The following is a 16468-nucleotide window of genomic DNA, read 5'->3' on the forward strand; positions in this document are numbered from 1 at the left end:
GCCGACCGCACCGGACACGGCGCCCGTCCTGTCCGTGCGCGCCCTCAGTGTCCGCTTCCGGATGCGCGGCGACCGGTACATCACCGCCGTCGCCGACGCGCACTTCGACCTCCCTGCGGGGGAGTGCCTGGCCCTCGTCGGCGAGAGCGGCTGCGGCAAGTCCGTGCTCGCCTCCGCGCTCCTCGGACTGCTCCCCGGCAACGCGCAGACGGCGGGCTCCGCGCGGCTCGGCGACATCGACCTGCTCACCGCCGACGAGCGCACGCTCGCCCGTACGGTGCGGGGCCGCCGCGTCGGACTCGTACCGCAGAGCCCGGCCGCGCATCTCACGCCCGTCCGGACGGTGGGGGCGCAACTGGAGGAGACGCTGCGTGAACTGACCGGGACGCGCAAGCAGGACGTGCGCAAGGCGGCCCACGCGGCGGCCGAGCGCGCCGCGTTCCCCGTGGACCACCTCGACCGCTACCCGCACGAGCTCTCCGGCGGGCTGGCGCAGCGCGCCGCGACCGCTCTGGCGCTGGTCGGCGACGCGCCCCTGCTCCTGGCCGACGAGCCGACCACCGGGCTCGACCGTGACCTCGTCGACCGCACCGTCGACGAACTGCGCCGCCACGTCGACGCCGGCCACGCGCTCCTGCTGATCACCCATGACCTCGCGGCGGCCGAGCGCATCGCCGACCGCGTCGCCGTGATGTACGCGGGACGCATCGTCGAACTCACCGACGCCGCGAGCTTCTTCGGCGAGCCGGGCCCTTCTCACCCCTATGCCCGCGGCCTGCTGAACGCCCTGCCGGAGCGGGAGTTCACCCCGATCCCCGGCATGCCGCCCGAGCTCGGTGACCTGCCCACCGGATGCGCCTTCGCGGCCCGGTGCACGCACGCCACCGAGGCCTGCGCCGAACAGCCCGAACTGGTCCGGGGTGTCGCCTGCCACCACCCGCCGACGCCACTGTCCGCGACCGTGTCCGCGACCGTACCCGCAGCCGTGTCCGTGCCGGACGAGGAGAGCGCCCGTGCTTGAGCTTGACGCGATCACCGCCGGATACGAGCGCGGTGCGCCGGTCGTCCGGGACGCACGCCTGACTGTCGAGCCCGGCGAGTCCGTCGGACTGCTCGGCCCCAGCGGCTGCGGCAAGTCCACGCTCGCCAAGGTCGCCGCCCTGCTGCACCGCCCGGACGCCGGGACCGTCACCCTCGACGGCCGCGTCGTCGACGGCTGGCGCCACCGGGCCCCGCGCGAGCAGCGCACCTCCGTCGGCGTCGTCTTCCAGCAGCCACGGCTGTCCGCCGACCCCCGGCTGCGGCTGCGCGACCTGATCGCGGAGCCACTGCGGGCGACAGGACAACGTACCGGAGCGGACACCGCCGCACGGGAGCTGGCGGCGACCGTGGGCCTCGGCGATGAACTGCTCGGCCGCCGACCCCACGAGGTGAGCGACGGCCAGTTGCAACGCGCCTGCCTGGCGCGCGCGCTGGTGTTGCGCCCGCGCTGGCTGGTCTGCGACGAGATGACCGCGATGCTGGACGCCTCGACGACGGCCGCCCTGGTCGCAGTGGTCGAGGCGTACCGGCGCGAGCGTGGTGCCGGTCTGCTGGCTGTCGGCCACGACCGGATCCTCCTTGAGCGCTGGTGCGACCGCACGGTCCGCTGGGAGGACGTCGCCTCGGGCTGAACCGGGAGCGGCGGTTGGCCGAACTCTTGTCGGGGGCCTGCCCATCGCGGGCCTGTGGGGCGGATACTCACCCGGAGTCCGACACGCCCCGTACACCTCCGGAGGCACCCATGGCCGACCCCGCGCCCACTCGCCGCAGAGCCGTCACCACCCTGGCCGCCGCCCTGGCGGGAGTTGCGGCCGTGCCCATGTACGCCCAGGCCGCCGAGCGCGCCCCGACCGCCGGGAAGCACCCGCCGAAGCGGCCCAGGCACCCGAGGCCGCTGAGCCACGCCCACGCGCACAACGACTACGAGCACCGGCGCCCGCTCCTGGACGCGCTCTCCCACGGCTTCACCAGTGTGGAAGCCGATATCTACCTCGTCGACGGACAGCTGCTGGTCGCCCACGACCCCGTCGACCTCGATCCCACCCGGACTCTCGAATCGCTCTACCTGGCCCCCCTGATGGCCAGAGTCAGGGCCAATCACGGCACCGTCCACCCCGGTTACCGCAGGCCCGTGCAGCTGCTCGTCGACATCAAGACCGAGGGCGCCGCCACCTACCTCGAACTCCACCGCCACCTGCGCCGCTACCAGTGGATGCTGAGTACCTGCGCACAGGGCCGCGTCCGGCTGGGCGCGGTTACCGCGGTCGTCTCCGGGGACCGCGCCGCCCGCGTCCCGATGGAGGCGCAGCGCGTCCGGTACGCCTCCTACGACGGGCGCCTGGAGGATCTCGGCACGGACGCCCCGGCCTCCTTCATCCCGTTGATCAGCAGTAACTGGACGCAGAGTTTCAGCTGGCTGGGCGTGGGCGCGTTCCCCGTGGCCGAGCGCACCCGGCTGCACGCCGTCGTCTCCGCCGCCCACGCACGAAGGCAGCGCGTCCGCTTCTGGGCGACGCCGGACCTGCCGGGGTCGGCCCGCGAGGCCGTATGGACCGAACTCCTCGCAGCCGCCGTGGACCACATCAACACCGACGACCTGGCCGGCCTGGAGCGCTTTCTGCGCACGCACCGCGCCTGAGCGTGGTGTCCGGTCGTCACAGCCAGTCAACACCCGTACGGCGGACACGTCTTCGGCCCGAACGGCCCCTCCGCTGCGCCACACTGGCGGCCGAATGCCGCATCGTGCGCGCGGCGGAGGAGGTTGGCCATGGCCATTTCGATCTCACTGCTACTGCTCCTGCTGATCCTGGCGGTTGTCTTTCTGCGGGGCGGGGGGCTGAAGCTCTCGCATGCCCTGGTCTGCGTACTGCTGGGCTTCTTCCTCGCCGGCACCACCATGGCGCCGACCATCCAGAACGGGATCGCCGCCACCACCGACATGGTGGCGGGCATCAAGTTCTGACCCCGGGGGGCACCCAGAGCCGGGCGCCGGTGGTACGGCCAGGGTCCACCGGGCGTACGGCGAGGCCCTCGACCGCACGGTCGCGGTCAAGGTGGTGCACCCCGGACTGGCCCGGGACCCGACGTTCCGGCAGCGGTTCCACCGCGGGGCCAGGCTCGCCGCCGGGCTCGACCACCCCCATCTGGTGGCCGTGCACGACCTCGGCGAACAGCAGGTGCCCGGCGGCCAGAAGTTCCTGCTGTACCTCGTCATGGACTTCGTCTGGATCGGCTCTGCCCGGCCTGGCGGTCCTGGGCGTATTTCCGAACCGGGTGACCGCGCTGGTCTGGTTCGCATGGCTCCTTGGCGTGGCTTCACTGGCCTGACGGGCCATCAGGGCAGTTGCGCATCAGCCGTGTTGCGCGACCATGAAGCGCTCGTGAAACACCCCGCATTTCCATGGACACTTCCACGGACCGGCCCTAGCGTCGGGCGGCCGCCCTCCGTACCCGCCCTCCGTCCTCCCAAGGAGCCCGATGCCCAACAGAGTGCTCATCCGCGCCCTGGCCCTCGCCCTAGCCCTCCCGGCCCTCCTGCCGATGGGCGCCGCGCAGGCCGAGGAGATCCCCAGGGCGCCGGGGCACCGGCTCGTCAGCGCCTACGAGGGCGCGCCCGCCACCGCGCAGCCGGTCCCCGGCCAGGCGCCACCGCAGCACCCCTTCCTCGCCCCCAACGGCCGCAGCGGCATGCACGCGGACGCGGCGGGCAGCGGCACCCATCCCTACGCGGGCCCACTGGGCCGTGACCCGCAGGTCACCAGCGAGAAGATCGCCCCGCTCGGCGGCGAGTGCGCGACCGCGACATTCGATGCGGCGGGCCGGCTGATCACCGTCTGCGGCACCTTCCAGGGCTTCCTGCTCAAGCTGCTCGACCCCCGCACGCTCGCCACCCTGGCCGAGTACAAGCTCCCGCAGCGCTCCTCGACCGTCGAGGCCATCACCCGGCTCGACTTCGCGAAGATCTTCAAGGACACCTCCGGCGGCGCCTACTTCTACCTCGACGACCAGGACCGCGTCGTGCTCGCCGACTCGCGCCAGCACATCCTGCGGATCGCGCACGAGCGGGCGGCGGACGGAACCTGGCGCTTCGTCATCGAGGACGACTGGGACCTCACGGCACACGTCCCGCACGACTGCGTCTCCTGGACGAACCTCTTCCCCAGCGGTACCTGCGACCCCGTGACCTCCGTGATGCCCGACTGGCAGGGGCGAATCTGGTGGGTGACCCGGCTCGGCCGGGTCGGCACCGTCGATGTGGACACCGGCGCGATCCGGGCGGTACGCCTCGAAGGAGAGGAGATCCAGAACTCCTTCTCGGTCGCGGACGACGGCGTCTCGATCGTCTCCGACCGCGCCCTCTACAGCTTCCGCGCGGACCCCGACGGGACCCCACGCGCGCAGTGGCGCCAGACGTACGACCGTGGCACGGGAACCAAGCCCGGCTCCGTGAACCAGGGTTCGGGCACCACCCCCGACCTGTTCGGCGACGACTATGTGGCCATCACCGACAACGCCGACGACCGGATGAACGTCCTGGTCTACCGGCGCGGAGCGGACGTACCGGCCGACGAGCGGCTCGTCTGCAAGGTGCCGGTCTTCGCGTCCGGCCGGTCCACCACCGACAACTCCCTGATCAGCTGGGGCAACAGCCTCGTCGTGGAGAACAACTACGGCTACGAGAACCCCACGTCACTGCTGCTCGGCCGCAGCGTGACCGGCGGCGCGACCCGCATCGACGTACGCGCGGACGGCAGCGGCTGCGACACCGTGTGGGAGAGCGACGTACGCTCCCCGTCCACCGTCCCCAAGCTGTCCACCGCCAACGGACTGCTCTACTTCTACGCGAAGGAACCGAACCGGCTCGGCATCGACGCCTGGTACCTGACGGCCGTCGACTTCCTTACCGGGCAGACCCGTTGGAAGCAGCTCACCGGCACCGGACCGGCGTACGACAACAACTGGGCACCCATCACTATCGGCCCCGACGGCACCGCCTACGCCGGTGTCTTCAACGGCATCGTGGCCGTGCGCGACCGGGACTGACGGTCGGGGGCGCGGCCACAAAAGGGACCGGCCGCGGGGGTGCGTCAGATCAGCCGGGACCTGATCAGGAACCGCACCCCCTCCGGGGCCTCCAGCGAGAAGCCGCTGCCGCGCCCCTCGACGACATCGACGATCAGCCGGGTGTGCCGCCATGCCTCGTACTGGGGGACCGACATCCAGAACGGGACGGCCTCGTCGACACCGTCGAAGACGATCGACTCCAGCAGAACGTCGGAGCCGCCCGTACGGAACTCGCCGTCCGGGTAGCACATGGGCGCGCTGCCGTCGCAGCAGCCGCCCGACTGGTGGAACATCAAAGGGCCGTGGGCCGCTCGCAGCCTGCGCACCAGATCGGCCGCCGCGTCGGTGAACTCCACGCACGGTGAGCCGGTCGTCGGCCCGCTCTCAGGTCGGTACACGTCTTGTCCCTCTCTCGGCCGGCCACAAAGGACGGGGTGACCCAGCTGACTCCCCGCAAGGTTGCGATGCGGTTGCATGCGCTGCGGCTCCCATCGGGACAAACCCTCCCTGTCCCTCCCATCGGCCAACGCAACGCCTGCCACACGGTTCGCCCGGCGTCTGCGAAGGGTGTAAGAAGAGGGCATGGCCGCACGCAACGGCCGCCCGCGCTCGGTTCTGAGGATGAGAACCCTCGCGGGCCAGGTCTTCCTCCTCCAGTTGGCGATCGTGGTGCTGCTCGTCGCCGCCGCCATGGCCGCGCTCGTGCTGCAGTCGCGGGCCGACAGTGAGAGAGAGGCCCGCAACCGGTCGGTCGCCGTGGCCGAGACCTTCGCGAACGCGCCCGGCATCGAGGAAGCTCTGGAGAGCACCGACCCGACCAAGGTGCTCCAGCCCCGGGCCGAAGAGGCCCGTAAACGCTCCAAGGTCGACTTCATCGTCGTACTGAACCCGGACGGAATCCGCTACACCCACCCGCTGACGGACCGGATCGGCAAGAAGTTCGTCGGCGATGTGAAGCCCGCGCTGGCCGGCGGCGTCGTCACCGAGAAGATCACCGGGACCATCGGCCCCCTCGTGCAGGCCGTGGTGCCGGTCGTCGGCCGTGACGGCACCGTCGTGGGCCTGGTGTCCGCCGGGATCACCATCGAGCGCGTGAGCGGCGTGGTCGAGGACCAGTTCCCGCTGCTGTTCGGCTCCGCCGGGGCGATCCTGCTCCTCACCATGGGCGGGACGGCGCTGGTGAGCAGGCGACTGCGCCGCCAGACCCACGGCCTCGGCCCCACCGAGATGACCCGGATGTACGAGCACCACGACGCCGTCCTGCATGCCGTGCGGGAAGGGGTGCTCATTGTCGGCGGCGACGCCCGACTGCTGCTCGCCAACGACGAGGCGCGCCGACTGCTCGGCCTGCCGGCCGACATCGAAGGGCGGGCGGTCACCGAGCTGGGGCTCGATCCGATCATCACCGCGCTGCTGGTCTCGGGGAGGATCGCGACCGACGAAGTACACCCCGTCGGCGACCGCCTGCTCGCCCTCAACCAGCGCTCGACGGACCAGGGCGGCGGACCGGCCGGCAGCGTCACGACCCTGCGCGACACCACCGAGCTCCAGGCGCTCACCGGCACCGTCGGCCTGACCAGGGGGCGCCTGAGGCTGCTGTACGACGCAGGGACCGAGATCGGCACCACCCTCGACGTCGTGCGCACCTGCGAGGAACTGGCCGAATTCGCCGCGGCCCGCTTCGCCGACTTCGCCACCGTCGATGTCGTGGAGACCGTGCTGCGCGGCGAGGAGCCGACGGTCATGAGCGCGGGCGTCGAGATGCGCCGTACGGCCTTCAGCGGCGCCCCCGGGGACACCGGGCTCTACCCGCTCGATTCGGTGATCCGCTTCGTGTCGACCACCCCCATGGGGTCCGGCCTGCTCAGCGGCGAGGCGGTACTCGAAGCGGATCTGCTGACCTTCTCCGGCTGGCAGCAGCAGCACCCCGAACGGGCCCGGCAGCTCGTCGAGTACGGAATCCACTCGATGATCGCGGTTCCGCTGCGCGCCCGCGGGGTGATCCTGGGCGTGGCGATGCTCTGGCGCTCGGCGAAGCCCGAGCCGTTCGAGGAAGAGGACCTGTCGCTCGCCGAGGAAATGGTCTCCCGAGCCGCGGTCAGCATCGACAACGCCCGCCGCTACACCCGGGAACACACCATGGCGGTGACGCTCCAGCGCAGCCTGCTGCCACGCGTCCTGCCCGAGCAGAACGCCATCGACGTCGCCTACCGCTACCTGCCCGCGCACGCCGGGCGCGGCGGGCTCGGCGGAGTCGGTGGGGACTGGTTCGACATCATCCCGCTGCCCGGTGCCCGCGTCGCGCTCGTGGTCGGCGACGTCGTGGGGCACGGATTGCACGCCGCCGCCACCATGGGGCGGCTGCGCACGGCGGTCCACAACTTCTCCACCCTGGACCTGCCGCCCGACGAGCTCCTGTGGCACCTCGACGAACTGGTCGCCCGGATCGACCAGGACGAGGCGGTCGACAGCGCCGGAGCGGGAGTCACCGGCGCCACCTGCCTCTACGCGATCTACGATCCGGCGTCCGGACGCTGCACCATGGCGCGGGCCGGCCACCCCCAGCCGGTGATCGTCCACCCGGACGGCACCGTGATATTCGCCGATGTGCCCGGCGGCCCACCGCTGGGGCTCGGCGGCCTGCCCTTCGAGACCCTGCAGGTGCAGCTGCCCGAGGGCAGCCGACTGGTGCTCTACACGGACGGGCTCGTCGAGGGCCAGCACCGCGACATCGAGGAGGGGCTGACCCTGCTCCGCCGCACCCTCGCCGACCACGCCGAGCGGGACCCCGAGGAGACCTGCGAGGCGGTCCTGAGTGCGCTCGTGCCCGAGCGCGCCCGTGACGACATCGCGCTGCTCGTCGGCCGCACCCGCAGGCTGGACGCCGCGAACGTGGCCGACTGGGACGTGCCCTCCGACCCCGCGGCGGTGTCCAAGGTCCGGGCAGACGTGTCCCGCACACTGGCCGATTGGGGCCTGTCGGAAGAGGCGTTCACCACCGAGCTGATCCTCAGTGAGCTCGTCACCAACGCCATCCGCTACGCCACAGGCCCCATCCGCGTACGACTGATCCATGACCGCTCGCTGACCTGCGAGGTCTCCGACCACAGCAGCACATCGCCGCATCTGCGCCAGGCGGCCACCATGGACGAGGGGGGCCGCGGGCTGTTCCTCGTCGCCCAGTTCGCCGCCCGGTGGGGTACCCGCTATACCGACGACGGCAAGGTCATCTGGACGGAACAGACCCTGCCGGCCGTCCCGCAGCCCGACAGCCGCCCGGTGGGTGACCCCGACACGGCGCCGCTGAGTCGCGCGCCGCGCCACCCGTGCGCATCCTGAGGGTGTGACCTGGCACGGCGCGACCCGGCCCACCCCCCTCGGCGAGCCCGGGGGCGCGGAAGGCAAGGCGGACGGCGGACGGGTGCCGGACGAGCTGTCCCTGGTGCTCGCGCAGGCCGTGGTGAGCGCGACCGAGTCCGCCGGAGGGTACGCAGGCGGCGTCTATCTGCGCTCCCCGACACCGGGCCTGCTGCGGCTGGCGGTGCTCGCAGGGCTGCCGGGCCGGCTGTTCCGCCCCTGGTGGCGCATGCATGTGAACCGGCCGTTCCCGGTGGCCGAGGCCTATCGCTCGGGCCGCCCGGTGTACCTCGCCGACGCCGAGGAGGCCATGCGGCGCTTCCCGCAGCTGATGGCCGGCCTGCCGTTCCCCTTCGGGTCGATGTACGTGCCGATCGTCAGCGGCCACACCCGGGTGGGGGTCCTGGTCGTGCTGCGCCCGGCCACTCCCGGGGAGCCGGTCGCCCCGCCCGACCGCCACCGGCTCCAGCACGTCGCCCAGCGGCTCGGCACCGCCCTCGCGGAGCTGGGTTCCGACGGTACGGCGGCCGAGTGGGACGGTGACCCGCTGCCCGTGCAACTGCCGGCCGTCACCGCCATGCCCGTACGGATCGGCCACTTCGACTGGGACCTCGACAGCGGCGCAGTGACCGCGGACGAAGAACTGCACGCGATCCTCGACAGCGGGCCCGCGGATTTCCCGGGCACCATCGACGCCCTGGCGGCGCGGCTGGCACCGGAGGACGTGTACGGACTGTGGGCCCTGGCCAGGCAGGCGGTCGGTTCGCAGGCGCTGGTCATGCGCAGGATGCGGCTGCGCGGGCCCGACGGCCGGTCGCATCTGCTTGAGCTCACGGGCCGCTGGGCCCACTCGCCCGGCGGCGGCCCCGACGGCGGCGCGGCGAGTCACCTCACCGGATTCCTGGTGGACCTCGGCGCAGGGCCGATCGTCGCGGAGGCCGCCGACCGGCTCCCGCGCGGCATTTTCTCCCTGGACCGGCTCGGCCGGATCACCTACGTCAACCACCTGGCTGAGCAACTCCTCGGACGCGCCCGCGAGCAGCTCGTCGGCCGCATCCTGTGGGAGGTCCTGCCGTGGTTCGGGCACCCCGCCCACGAGGACCACCACCGCGCGGCGCTGCTCTCCGACGCGCCCGTGCACTTCCTCGCCCGCCGCACCCCCAAGGAGTGGCTGTCGGTGTCCATGTACCCGGGCCACGACGGAGTGACGATCACCCTTGCCGCCACCGACCGCCCCGCCTACGCGCCGGGGTCGGTCGTCACGCCGGGCGTGGGACTGGGTTCCCCGGCCGACCGCTCCGCCGCGCTGTACCGGCCGGTCGCCCTGGCCATCGCACTGACGGAGGCCGTCACCGCCCGCCAGGTGTCCGCCGTGGTCACCGAGGAACTGCTGCCTGCCTTCGGTGGCCGGCAGCTGGCGATCTACCTGATGAGCGAGCGACATCTCTACCTGGCGTGGGAGACCGGTTTTCCACAGGGCTTCCTGGACCGCTTCGACGGGGTCGGCCTCGACGCCCACATCCCCGGGGTGGAGACACTGACCTCGGGCCGCCCCATCTTCTTCGAGTCCATGGAGCGCCTGGCCGCCGCCTACCCCGGCATCCCCATCGACGCCGATGTCGGCGCCCGGGCCTTCCTCCCGCTGATCGCCTCCGGACGGCCCGTCGGCACGTGCATCCTCGGCTTCGACCAGCCGCGGGGCTTCAGCCCCGAGGAGCGCACGGTCCTCACCGCCCTCGCGGGGCTCATCGCGCAGGCCCTCCAGCGGGCCCAGCGCTACGACACCGAGGCCGCGCTGGCCCGTGGCCTGCAGGATGCCCTGCTGCCGCACCGGCTGCCCGTGGTCGAGGGCGTCGACACCGTCGGACGCTACCTCTCAGGCACCCAGGGCATGGATGTCGGCGGCGACTGGTACGACGTCGTCGAAACCGGCCGGGGACTGGCCCTGGTCATCGGGGACGTCCAGGGGCACGGCATCCCGGCAGCCGCGACCATGGGCCAACTGCGCAGCGCGGTAAGGGCCTTCGCCCTGAGTGGGCACGATCCGCAAGAGGTGATGAGCGGCACCAACCGGCTGCTCATCGACCTTGACCCCGGCCAGTTCGCCAGCTGCTGCTACATCGTCCTCGACCCCGCCACGGGCATCACGCAAGCCGTCCGGGCCGGGCATCCGCAGCCCGTGCTGCGCCACCCCGACGGCACGGTCGAGGTACTCGATCTGCCCGGCGGCATTGTGCTGGGGGTGGACGCCACGGCGACCTACCCGGTCACCGAACTGCGTCTCGGCCCCGGGGCGATACTGGCCCTGTTCACCGACGGCCTGATCGAGCAGGCGGGAGTCGACATCGATCTGGGCATCGAGTGGCTGCGCAGCACGATCGCGTGCGTGGGCCCGGCGCCGCTCGCCGACATCGCGGACCGGGTGATCGGGGAGGCGAAGCGGGCGGCCGACCGCCCCGACGACATCGCCCTCCTGCTCGCCGCCCGCTGGACGGACGGGCTTCCCCCGGCGTCGTGGAGCCGCGCCCGCCCTCGTTGATCGATTGGCGGGGCCGGACGGCCGGGCTTAGCGTCGATGGAGTGAACGATCACGTTCACTGCCGACTGGAGACGAGCACCCCATGACGGGATCTCATCCGACCCCTGTGAAGACCGCCGACACACCTGGGCGGGGCAGCGGTATCGCACTCCTCGTCATCGCTTCGTGCCAGCTGATGGTGGTCCTCGACATCACCATCGTGAACATCGCCCTCCCACACATCCAGACCTCGCTGGGCTTCTCCACCGAGAACCTGTCCTGGGTGATCAACGCCTACACGCTGACCTTCGGTGGTCTGCTGCTGCTCGGCGGGCGACTGGGCGACATCCTCGGCCGGCGCCGGGTCTTCATCTTCGGTGTCCTGCTCTTCGTCTTCGCCTCCCTGCTCGGCGGTCTCTCGCAGGAATCGTGGCAGTTGCTCGCGGCGCGCTCCTTGCAGGGCGTCGGTGGCGCCATCGCCTCGCCCACCGCCCTCGCGCTGATCACCACGACCTTCCGCGAAGGACCCGAGCGCAACAGGGCGTTCGGTGTGTTCGCCGCCGTCTCGGCCGGCGGCAGCGCGATCGGTCTGCTAGCGGGCGGGCTGCTCGTGGAATGGCTCGACTGGCGCTGGATCCTCTTCGTCAATGTGCCCATCGGCCTGCTGATCGCGGTGGTGACACCCCGGTACATCCGGGAGTCGGAACGCCGCTCGGGGCATTTCGACATCGCTGGCGCGCTCACTTCCACCCTGGGCATGGTGTTGCTCGTGTACGGCTTCATCCGCGCCTCGGAGGACGGCTGGAGCGACAGCGTGACGGTCGCGGCATTCGTGGCGGCCGTGGTGCTTCTCGGCGCGTTCATCGCGGTCGAGAGCCGGTCGAAGCAGCCCATCACCCCGCTGTGGATGTTCCGCGACCGCAACCGCGCCGGTGTCTACGCGATGATGCTGAGTCTGGCCGCGGCGATGTTCGGGATGTTCTTCTTCCTGACGCTCTTCGTCCAGAACATCCTGGACTTCAGTCCGCTGCGGGCCGGCCTCGCCTTCCTGCCGGTGAGCGTGATCATCGCCGCCGGTGCGGGACTCGCCTCGCAATTGCTGCCCAAGTGGGGCCCCAAGCCCTTCATGGTGGTGGGCGCGGTCCTGGCAGCCGTGGGACTCGGCTGGTTGACGCTTACCGATGTCGACAGCTCGTACCTGGGCAGCATCCTCGGACCGATACTGGTCTTCGGCTTCGGCATGGGTATGCAGTTCGTCTCCCTGACGCTGATGGCCGTGTCGGGTGTCTCGTCGAGCGACTCGGGGGCGGCCTCCGGGATCCTCAACGCCACCCAGCAGGTGGGCGGTTCGCTCGGCCTGTCCATTCTGGTCACGGTCTTCGGCACGGCCAGCCGCAACGAGGCGACCGATCAGGTCCCCCGGTTCATGGCGGACGCGACCCCGGCCCAGCTGCTGGAGTTCCGCAGGACCGGGCAGCTCCCGGCGCACTGGGGCGACCAGGTACTGGCGTCGGGTGTGTCGAGCGCGTTCGTGGTCGCGGCCATTTTCGCCGTCGTCGCCGCGCTGGTCGCCCTGCTGGTCATCCAGGTGCGCCCCGCCGACCTGGAACGTCTCCAGGGCAGCGGGGCGCACGAAGCCCCTGCTCAAGGGCCGGGGCCGCGGATCGTAGGGCCTACGGCCGGGCGATGAAGTAGTCGATGACCACACCGATGGGACTGTTCCAGTCGATGTGCGCACGTACCGAGATCACCCGTTCTCGGGGGCGACGTTGTAGACGAGGTAGCGCGCGTTGCCGACGAACTTGCCGCCGCTCGCGGTCGGGCCCTCGCTGACCGGCACGAAGGCGCGGGTGTTCGCGGTGTACGTGGAGGAGGTGAGGTCGAACCGTACGAACCCGTTCCACAGGCCCCAGTTGTGCCGGTACGTGTAGCCCAAGCCCGAGAGTTCCTCGGGGCGCACGCCTTGTGGAGACATCGGTGGTACCGGTGTTGGATGCGCCGAGGTAGACGTAACTCCCCTGCACCCAACCATTCAGAGTGTAGGCGGAGTTCGGCTTGACGGTGATCGTCTGGGAGCACTTGGCGTTGTCGCTGCCTGCCGGGGTGGCCTTGAGGGCGGACGTATGACCGTGGGCGGGGGAGCCGACGGTGGCTCCGCTGCCTCCCGTACAGCTCCAGGCGTGGAGGCCCGCCTCAAAACCGCCGTTGCGGGCGAGTTCGGTGTCGGCCGCTCCCGCGGGAGAAGCGGTGGCGACAAGTCCACCCAGTGCGAGGCAGGCCGCCGACAGGGCGGCCATAAGTCTGGTGCGGTCCACAACTGCCTCCGGGGCATGCGGGAACGGTGCGCCCAAGATGGTCCAGACAATAGGGTTGTCAAGGCATCGCGCGCACGACTGCCGCCCCACACGCCCCGAGCGATGAACACCGCCCCATTGCCCCCCGTATATCTGGGCGGCCCCTGCGGACATGTACGGGCCTCGCAGGCAGGGGAGGCATGTTCATGGCCGGCAGCAATGTCACCGCACTCTTCCGCGCGTCCACCGCGCACAGCCCTTCGTACTTCACCTTGAACCGGGCAGGGGCGGGTGGGACCGGCGAAATCACCGACTTCTGCATACCCTGCAACCCGTACTTCCCCACCCCCGCGATGTTCGCGGAACTCGGCAGCCGCATACGCGAAATACTGACGTACTACCCGAGCGGCGCGGACACCATCACGGCCGAGCTGTGCCAGGTGCTCGGTCTCAACCCGCAGACCGTCGCCATGGGGAACGGCTCCACGGAACTCATCACGTGGATCGACCATTTGCTGGTCCACGAGTCACTGGCCGTGCCCGTACCCACCTTCGGCCGGTGGACCGACCAGCCCATGGAGACCGGCAAACGCGTCGACATGTTCCTGCTGAGAGAGGACCACGGCTTCGGCCTCGATCCGGACTCGTTCGTGCGGTTCGTCCGGACCCGCGGCTCCCGCGTGGCGGTCATCTGCAACCCCAACAACCCCGACGGCGGGTACCTGCCGAAACAACAGGTCATCGCGCTGCTCGACGCGCTCCAGGACCTCGATCTGGTGATCGTCGACGAGTCCTTCCTGGAATTCGCGGACGCCGAACCCGCACCGAGCGTCGCCGCCGAAGCCGTACTGCGCACGAACGTGATCGTGCTGCGCAGTCTGGGCAAGAACTTCGGACTGCACGGCGTGCGATTCGGCTACCTGGTGTCGAATCCGGGGCTCGCCGGGAGAGTACGCGCCGCACTACCCAAATGGAATCTCAACTCCTTCGCGGAAACAGTGGTGTTCATGCTCAAGGAACACCGCCAGGAGTACACCGACAGCCTGCTGTGCTCGCGCCGCGACCGGGCGGCGATGACCTGGCGCCTCTCCACCCTGCCGGGCCTGACCGTCTACCCCTCGCAGGGCAACTTCGTGTACGTACGGCTGCCGGAGGGAACCGACGGCGCCGTCCTGCGCGACCGGCTGCTCACCGAGCACAGGGTGCTGGTGCGCGACTGCGCCAACAAGGTCGGCAGCTCCAGCCGTTTTCTGCGGCTCGTGGTGCGACCCCAACAGGACGTGGACCGGCTGCAGTCAGCACTGGAACAGGTGCTGCATGGGCAGCCCGCGCAGGCGTACGCGCCGACAGTGACCCCCACTCCCGACTGGCAGCAGACGGCATCCGCCGGTGGCCTCGCACCGGTGCGCCCGCAGGGGCAGCCCCCGAGCGCCGCGCTGCCCGGGGCGATCGGGCTCGGCTACACCTCGGGAACCGCGGCGGTCGATCGCCTGGTCGCCCGCGTCTGACACACCCCGCGCAGCACCTGCGCGACCGACTCCCGAAAGACCGAACAAGACGGCTGCGGCGCACGTACTTGACGTACAAGCAAGCCGGAACCAATGGCACCACGGACCAAGGACGGACGAGATGACCGCAATCACCAGAACTGGGCGGACCGGGCGAGGGCGCGGGAGCGTCGCGTTGCTCGCCTGCGGCGCGCTGGCCGCTGCCGGGCTCGCAGCCGCCGGTGTGGCCGTGCTGGAGCCGCAGAGTGCCACTGCCTCCAGCCACCGGGAGGCACCACTGATCTCGGGGCAGCCCCAGTTCGACAACACGGACGTCTACGCGTTCGTCAGCCCCGACCACCCCGACACGACGACGGTGGTGGCGAACTGGCTGCCGTTCCAGGAACCGGCGGGTGGCCCGAACTTCTACACATTCGCCACCGACGCGCGCTACGACATACACATCGACAGCGACGGCGACGCGCAGGACGACCTGTTGTACCGGTTCACGTTCAAGGACCACCGCAAGAACGAGAACACCTTCCTCTACAACACAGGCGCGGTGGAGAGCCTCGACGACCCGGACCTCAACTTCACCCAGACCTACGACATCGAGCTGCTGCGGCTCGAACACAACAAGGTCGTGTCGACACACAAGGTCGCGGAGAGCCTGCCGGTCGCCCCGTCGAACGTGGGCAAGGCGTCCATGCCCGACTATCAGGCGCTGCGCGACCAGGCCGTACAGAAGGTCCCCGGCGGGCTGAAGTCCTTCGCCGGCCAGGCCGACGACCCGTTCTTCCTCGACCTGCGCGTCTTCGACCTGCTGTACGGCGGTGACCTCTCTGAGGTCGGCAACGACACGATCAGGGGCTACAACGTCAACACCATCGCCCTTCAGGTGCCGAACACCTACATCCAGGAGTCGAAGGAGCAGCCGGTCGTCGGGATCTACTCGACGACGGAGCGCGAGAACGCCGAGGGCGACTGGACGCGCGTGTCGCGGCTCGGCATGCCGCTGGTCAACGAGGTCGTCAACCCGGTCAAGGACAAGGACAAGTTCAACGCGTCCTCGCCCGAGGGCGACGGGGACTTCCTGAAGAACGTCACCGAACCCGAGCTGCCCAAGCTCATCGAGGGCATCTACAAGATCAAGGCCCCCGCGGAGCCGCGCGACGACCTCGTCGGGGTGTTCCTGACGGGCGTCAAGGACCTCAACCAGCCGCCAAACGTCAAGGCATCGGAGATGTTGCGCCTCAACACCGCGGTCAAGCCCGTCGCCGAGCCGAAGCGTCTTGGTGTACTGGACGGCGACACCGCGGGCTTCCCGAACGGCCGCCGGCTGACGGACGACGTGCTGGACATCGCACTGCAGGTCGTCGAGGGCGAACTCGTCGGCTCGAAGAACGACCTCGGTGACGCGGTCGACGCCAACGACAAGGAGTTCGGCGCGGCCTTCCCGTACGTTGCCCTGCCCACCGCGGGCTCCGACACCAAGGCGGACGGCAAGGCCACCAAGTCCGACGCCACGGGCCTGACCGGCGGCATGTCATCGATCACCGCCTCGTGGGACGACAACACGGTGATGCTCGTGTCGGCGGCCTCCGGCGCCACCGGTGTGCTGCTGGTCGTCCTCGGCGTGACCTGGCTGCGCTCCCGCCGCCACCCGGCCCGCGAGTCCTGGCTCGGCTGACCACTGACCACTGACC

Annotated in this window: 13 protein-coding genes and 1 pseudogene; 10 read left to right on the plus strand and 4 right to left on the minus strand. The window is 70.5% G+C overall.

Going from position 1 to position 16468, the window contains the following annotated elements; all coding sequences use genetic code 11:
- The first annotated feature begins 61 nt into the window (after window positions 1-61).
- From QMK30_RS12740 to QMK30_RS12755, 4 genes are all read left to right on the plus strand, one after another.
- A complete protein-coding gene (locus tag QMK30_RS12740; RefSeq protein WP_283517762.1) occupies window positions 62-1021 on the plus strand; it encodes an ABC transporter ATP-binding protein in 960 nt (319 codons plus the stop codon).
- Window positions 1014-1673, plus strand: coding sequence for an ABC transporter ATP-binding protein (locus QMK30_RS12745; RefSeq protein ID WP_283517724.1), 660 nt, complete (start codon window positions 1014-1016; stop codon window positions 1671-1673). The genes QMK30_RS12740 and QMK30_RS12745 overlap by 8 nt, the downstream gene beginning before the upstream one ends.
- Before the next feature lie 110 nt (window positions 1674-1783).
- Window positions 1784-2680 (plus strand): phosphatidylinositol-specific phospholipase C/glycerophosphodiester phosphodiesterase family protein, encoded by an 897-nt coding sequence (locus QMK30_RS12750; protein ID WP_283517725.1) that lies wholly within the window; start codon window positions 1784-1786, stop codon window positions 2678-2680.
- 129 nt (window positions 2681-2809) lie between these two features.
- Window positions 2810-3004 (plus strand): hypothetical protein, encoded by a 195-nt coding sequence (locus QMK30_RS12755; RefSeq protein WP_283517727.1) that lies wholly within the window; start codon window positions 2810-2812, stop codon window positions 3002-3004.
- Here the strand turns inward: QMK30_RS12755 and QMK30_RS12760 are convergent.
- Window positions 2994-3377 carry a hypothetical protein gene (locus QMK30_RS12760; RefSeq protein ID WP_283517729.1) on the minus strand — a complete coding sequence of 128 codons (384 nt, stop codon included), beginning with the start codon at window positions 3375-3377 and terminating at the stop codon, window positions 2994-2996. The genes QMK30_RS12755 and QMK30_RS12760 overlap by 11 nt on opposite strands.
- A 142-nt stretch (window positions 3378-3519) precedes the next feature.
- Here QMK30_RS12760 and QMK30_RS12765 point away from each other — a divergent pair, with 142 nt between their 5' ends.
- Window positions 3520-5085: a hypothetical protein gene (locus tag QMK30_RS12765; RefSeq protein WP_502963127.1), complete on the plus strand. Its 1566-nt coding sequence runs from the start codon at window positions 3520-3522 to the stop codon at window positions 5083-5085.
- 44 nt (window positions 5086-5129) lie between these two features.
- Here the strand turns inward: QMK30_RS12765 and QMK30_RS12770 are convergent, their stop codons facing one another.
- Window positions 5130-5504, minus strand: coding sequence for a DUF779 domain-containing protein (locus tag QMK30_RS12770; protein ID WP_283517730.1), 375 nt, complete (start codon window positions 5502-5504; stop codon window positions 5130-5132).
- A 184-nt stretch (window positions 5505-5688) separates the two neighbouring features.
- Between QMK30_RS12770 and QMK30_RS12775 the strand changes: the two genes are divergently transcribed.
- The 3 genes from QMK30_RS12775 to QMK30_RS12785 all read left to right on the plus strand — a co-directional run bounded on the left by QMK30_RS12775 (window position 5689) and on the right by QMK30_RS12785 (window position 12671).
- On the plus strand, window positions 5689-8445 hold the full coding sequence (locus tag QMK30_RS12775) for a SpoIIE family protein phosphatase (protein ID WP_283517732.1): 2757 nt from the start codon (window positions 5689-5691) through the stop codon (window positions 8443-8445).
- Between the two features lie 4 nt (window positions 8446-8449).
- Window positions 8450-11002: a SpoIIE family protein phosphatase gene (locus QMK30_RS12780; protein WP_283517734.1), complete on the plus strand. Its 2553-nt coding sequence runs from the start codon at window positions 8450-8452 to the stop codon at window positions 11000-11002.
- A gap of 82 nt (window positions 11003-11084) precedes the next feature.
- Complete coding sequence (locus tag QMK30_RS12785) at window positions 11085-12671, plus strand: MFS transporter (RefSeq protein WP_283517735.1); 1587 nt, start codon at window positions 11085-11087, stop codon at window positions 12669-12671.
- Between the two features lie 57 nt (window positions 12672-12728).
- Here the strand turns inward: QMK30_RS12785 and QMK30_RS12790 are convergent, their stop codons facing one another.
- Entirely contained in the window at window positions 12729-12956 is a 228-nt protein-coding gene (locus QMK30_RS12790) for a hypothetical protein (RefSeq protein WP_283517768.1), read from the minus strand.
- Window positions 12946-13278 (minus strand): annotated as a pseudogene (locus QMK30_RS12795) (carbohydrate binding domain-containing protein); the annotation flags it as partial. The gene QMK30_RS12790 and the pseudogene QMK30_RS12795, both read right to left, overlap by 11 nt.
- A 203-nt stretch (window positions 13279-13481) precedes the next feature.
- On the opposite strand from QMK30_RS12795, the gene QMK30_RS12800 reads away from it, so the two are divergent.
- Window positions 13482-14783 carry a pyridoxal phosphate-dependent aminotransferase gene (locus tag QMK30_RS12800; protein WP_502963128.1) on the plus strand — a complete coding sequence of 434 codons (1302 nt, stop codon included), beginning with the start codon at window positions 13482-13484 and terminating at the stop codon, window positions 14781-14783.
- A 121-nt stretch (window positions 14784-14904) separates the two neighbouring features.
- On the plus strand, window positions 14905-16452 hold the full coding sequence (locus tag QMK30_RS12805) for a DUF4331 domain-containing protein (RefSeq protein WP_283517737.1): 1548 nt from the start codon (window positions 14905-14907) through the stop codon (window positions 16450-16452).
- Window positions 16453-16468: the final 16 nt, after the last annotated feature.

This window comes from Streptomyces sp. H27-C3, assembly GCF_030063415.1.
Taxonomy (GTDB): Bacteria; Actinomycetota; Actinomycetes; order Streptomycetales; family Streptomycetaceae; genus Streptomyces.

What these genes read in the sequence shown, in the direction of transcription:
- QMK30_RS12740 (WP_283517762.1), top strand. Translation starts at nt 62, where the DNA reads ATGCGCGGCGACCGGTACATCACCGCCGTCGCCGACGCGCACTTCGAC.
- QMK30_RS12750 (WP_283517725.1), top strand. Translation starts at nt 1,784, where the DNA reads ATGGCCGACCCCGCGCCCACTCGCCGCAGAGCCGTCACCACCCTGGCC.
- QMK30_RS12755 (WP_283517727.1), top strand. Translation starts at nt 2,810, where the DNA reads ATGGCCATTTCGATCTCACTGCTACTGCTCCTGCTGATCCTGGCGGTT.
- QMK30_RS12760 (WP_283517729.1), bottom strand. Translation starts at nt 3,377, where the DNA reads ATGGCCCGTCAGGCCAGTGAAGCCACGCCAAGGAGCCATGCGAACCAG.
- QMK30_RS12765 (WP_502963127.1), top strand. Translation starts at nt 3,520, where the DNA reads ATGCCCAACAGAGTGCTCATCCGCGCCCTGGCCCTCGCCCTAGCCCTC.
- QMK30_RS12775 (WP_283517732.1), top strand. Translation starts at nt 5,689, where the DNA reads ATGGCCGCACGCAACGGCCGCCCGCGCTCGGTTCTGAGGATGAGAACC.
- QMK30_RS12785 (WP_283517735.1), top strand. Translation starts at nt 11,085, where the DNA reads ATGACGGGATCTCATCCGACCCCTGTGAAGACCGCCGACACACCTGGG.
- QMK30_RS12790 (WP_283517768.1), bottom strand. Translation starts at nt 12,956, where the DNA reads ATGTCTCCACAAGGCGTGCGCCCCGAGGAACTCTCGGGCTTGGGCTAC.
- QMK30_RS12800 (WP_502963128.1), top strand. Translation starts at nt 13,482, where the DNA reads ATGGCCGGCAGCAATGTCACCGCACTCTTCCGCGCGTCCACCGCGCAC.
- QMK30_RS12805 (WP_283517737.1), top strand. Translation starts at nt 14,905, where the DNA reads ATGACCGCAATCACCAGAACTGGGCGGACCGGGCGAGGGCGCGGGAGC.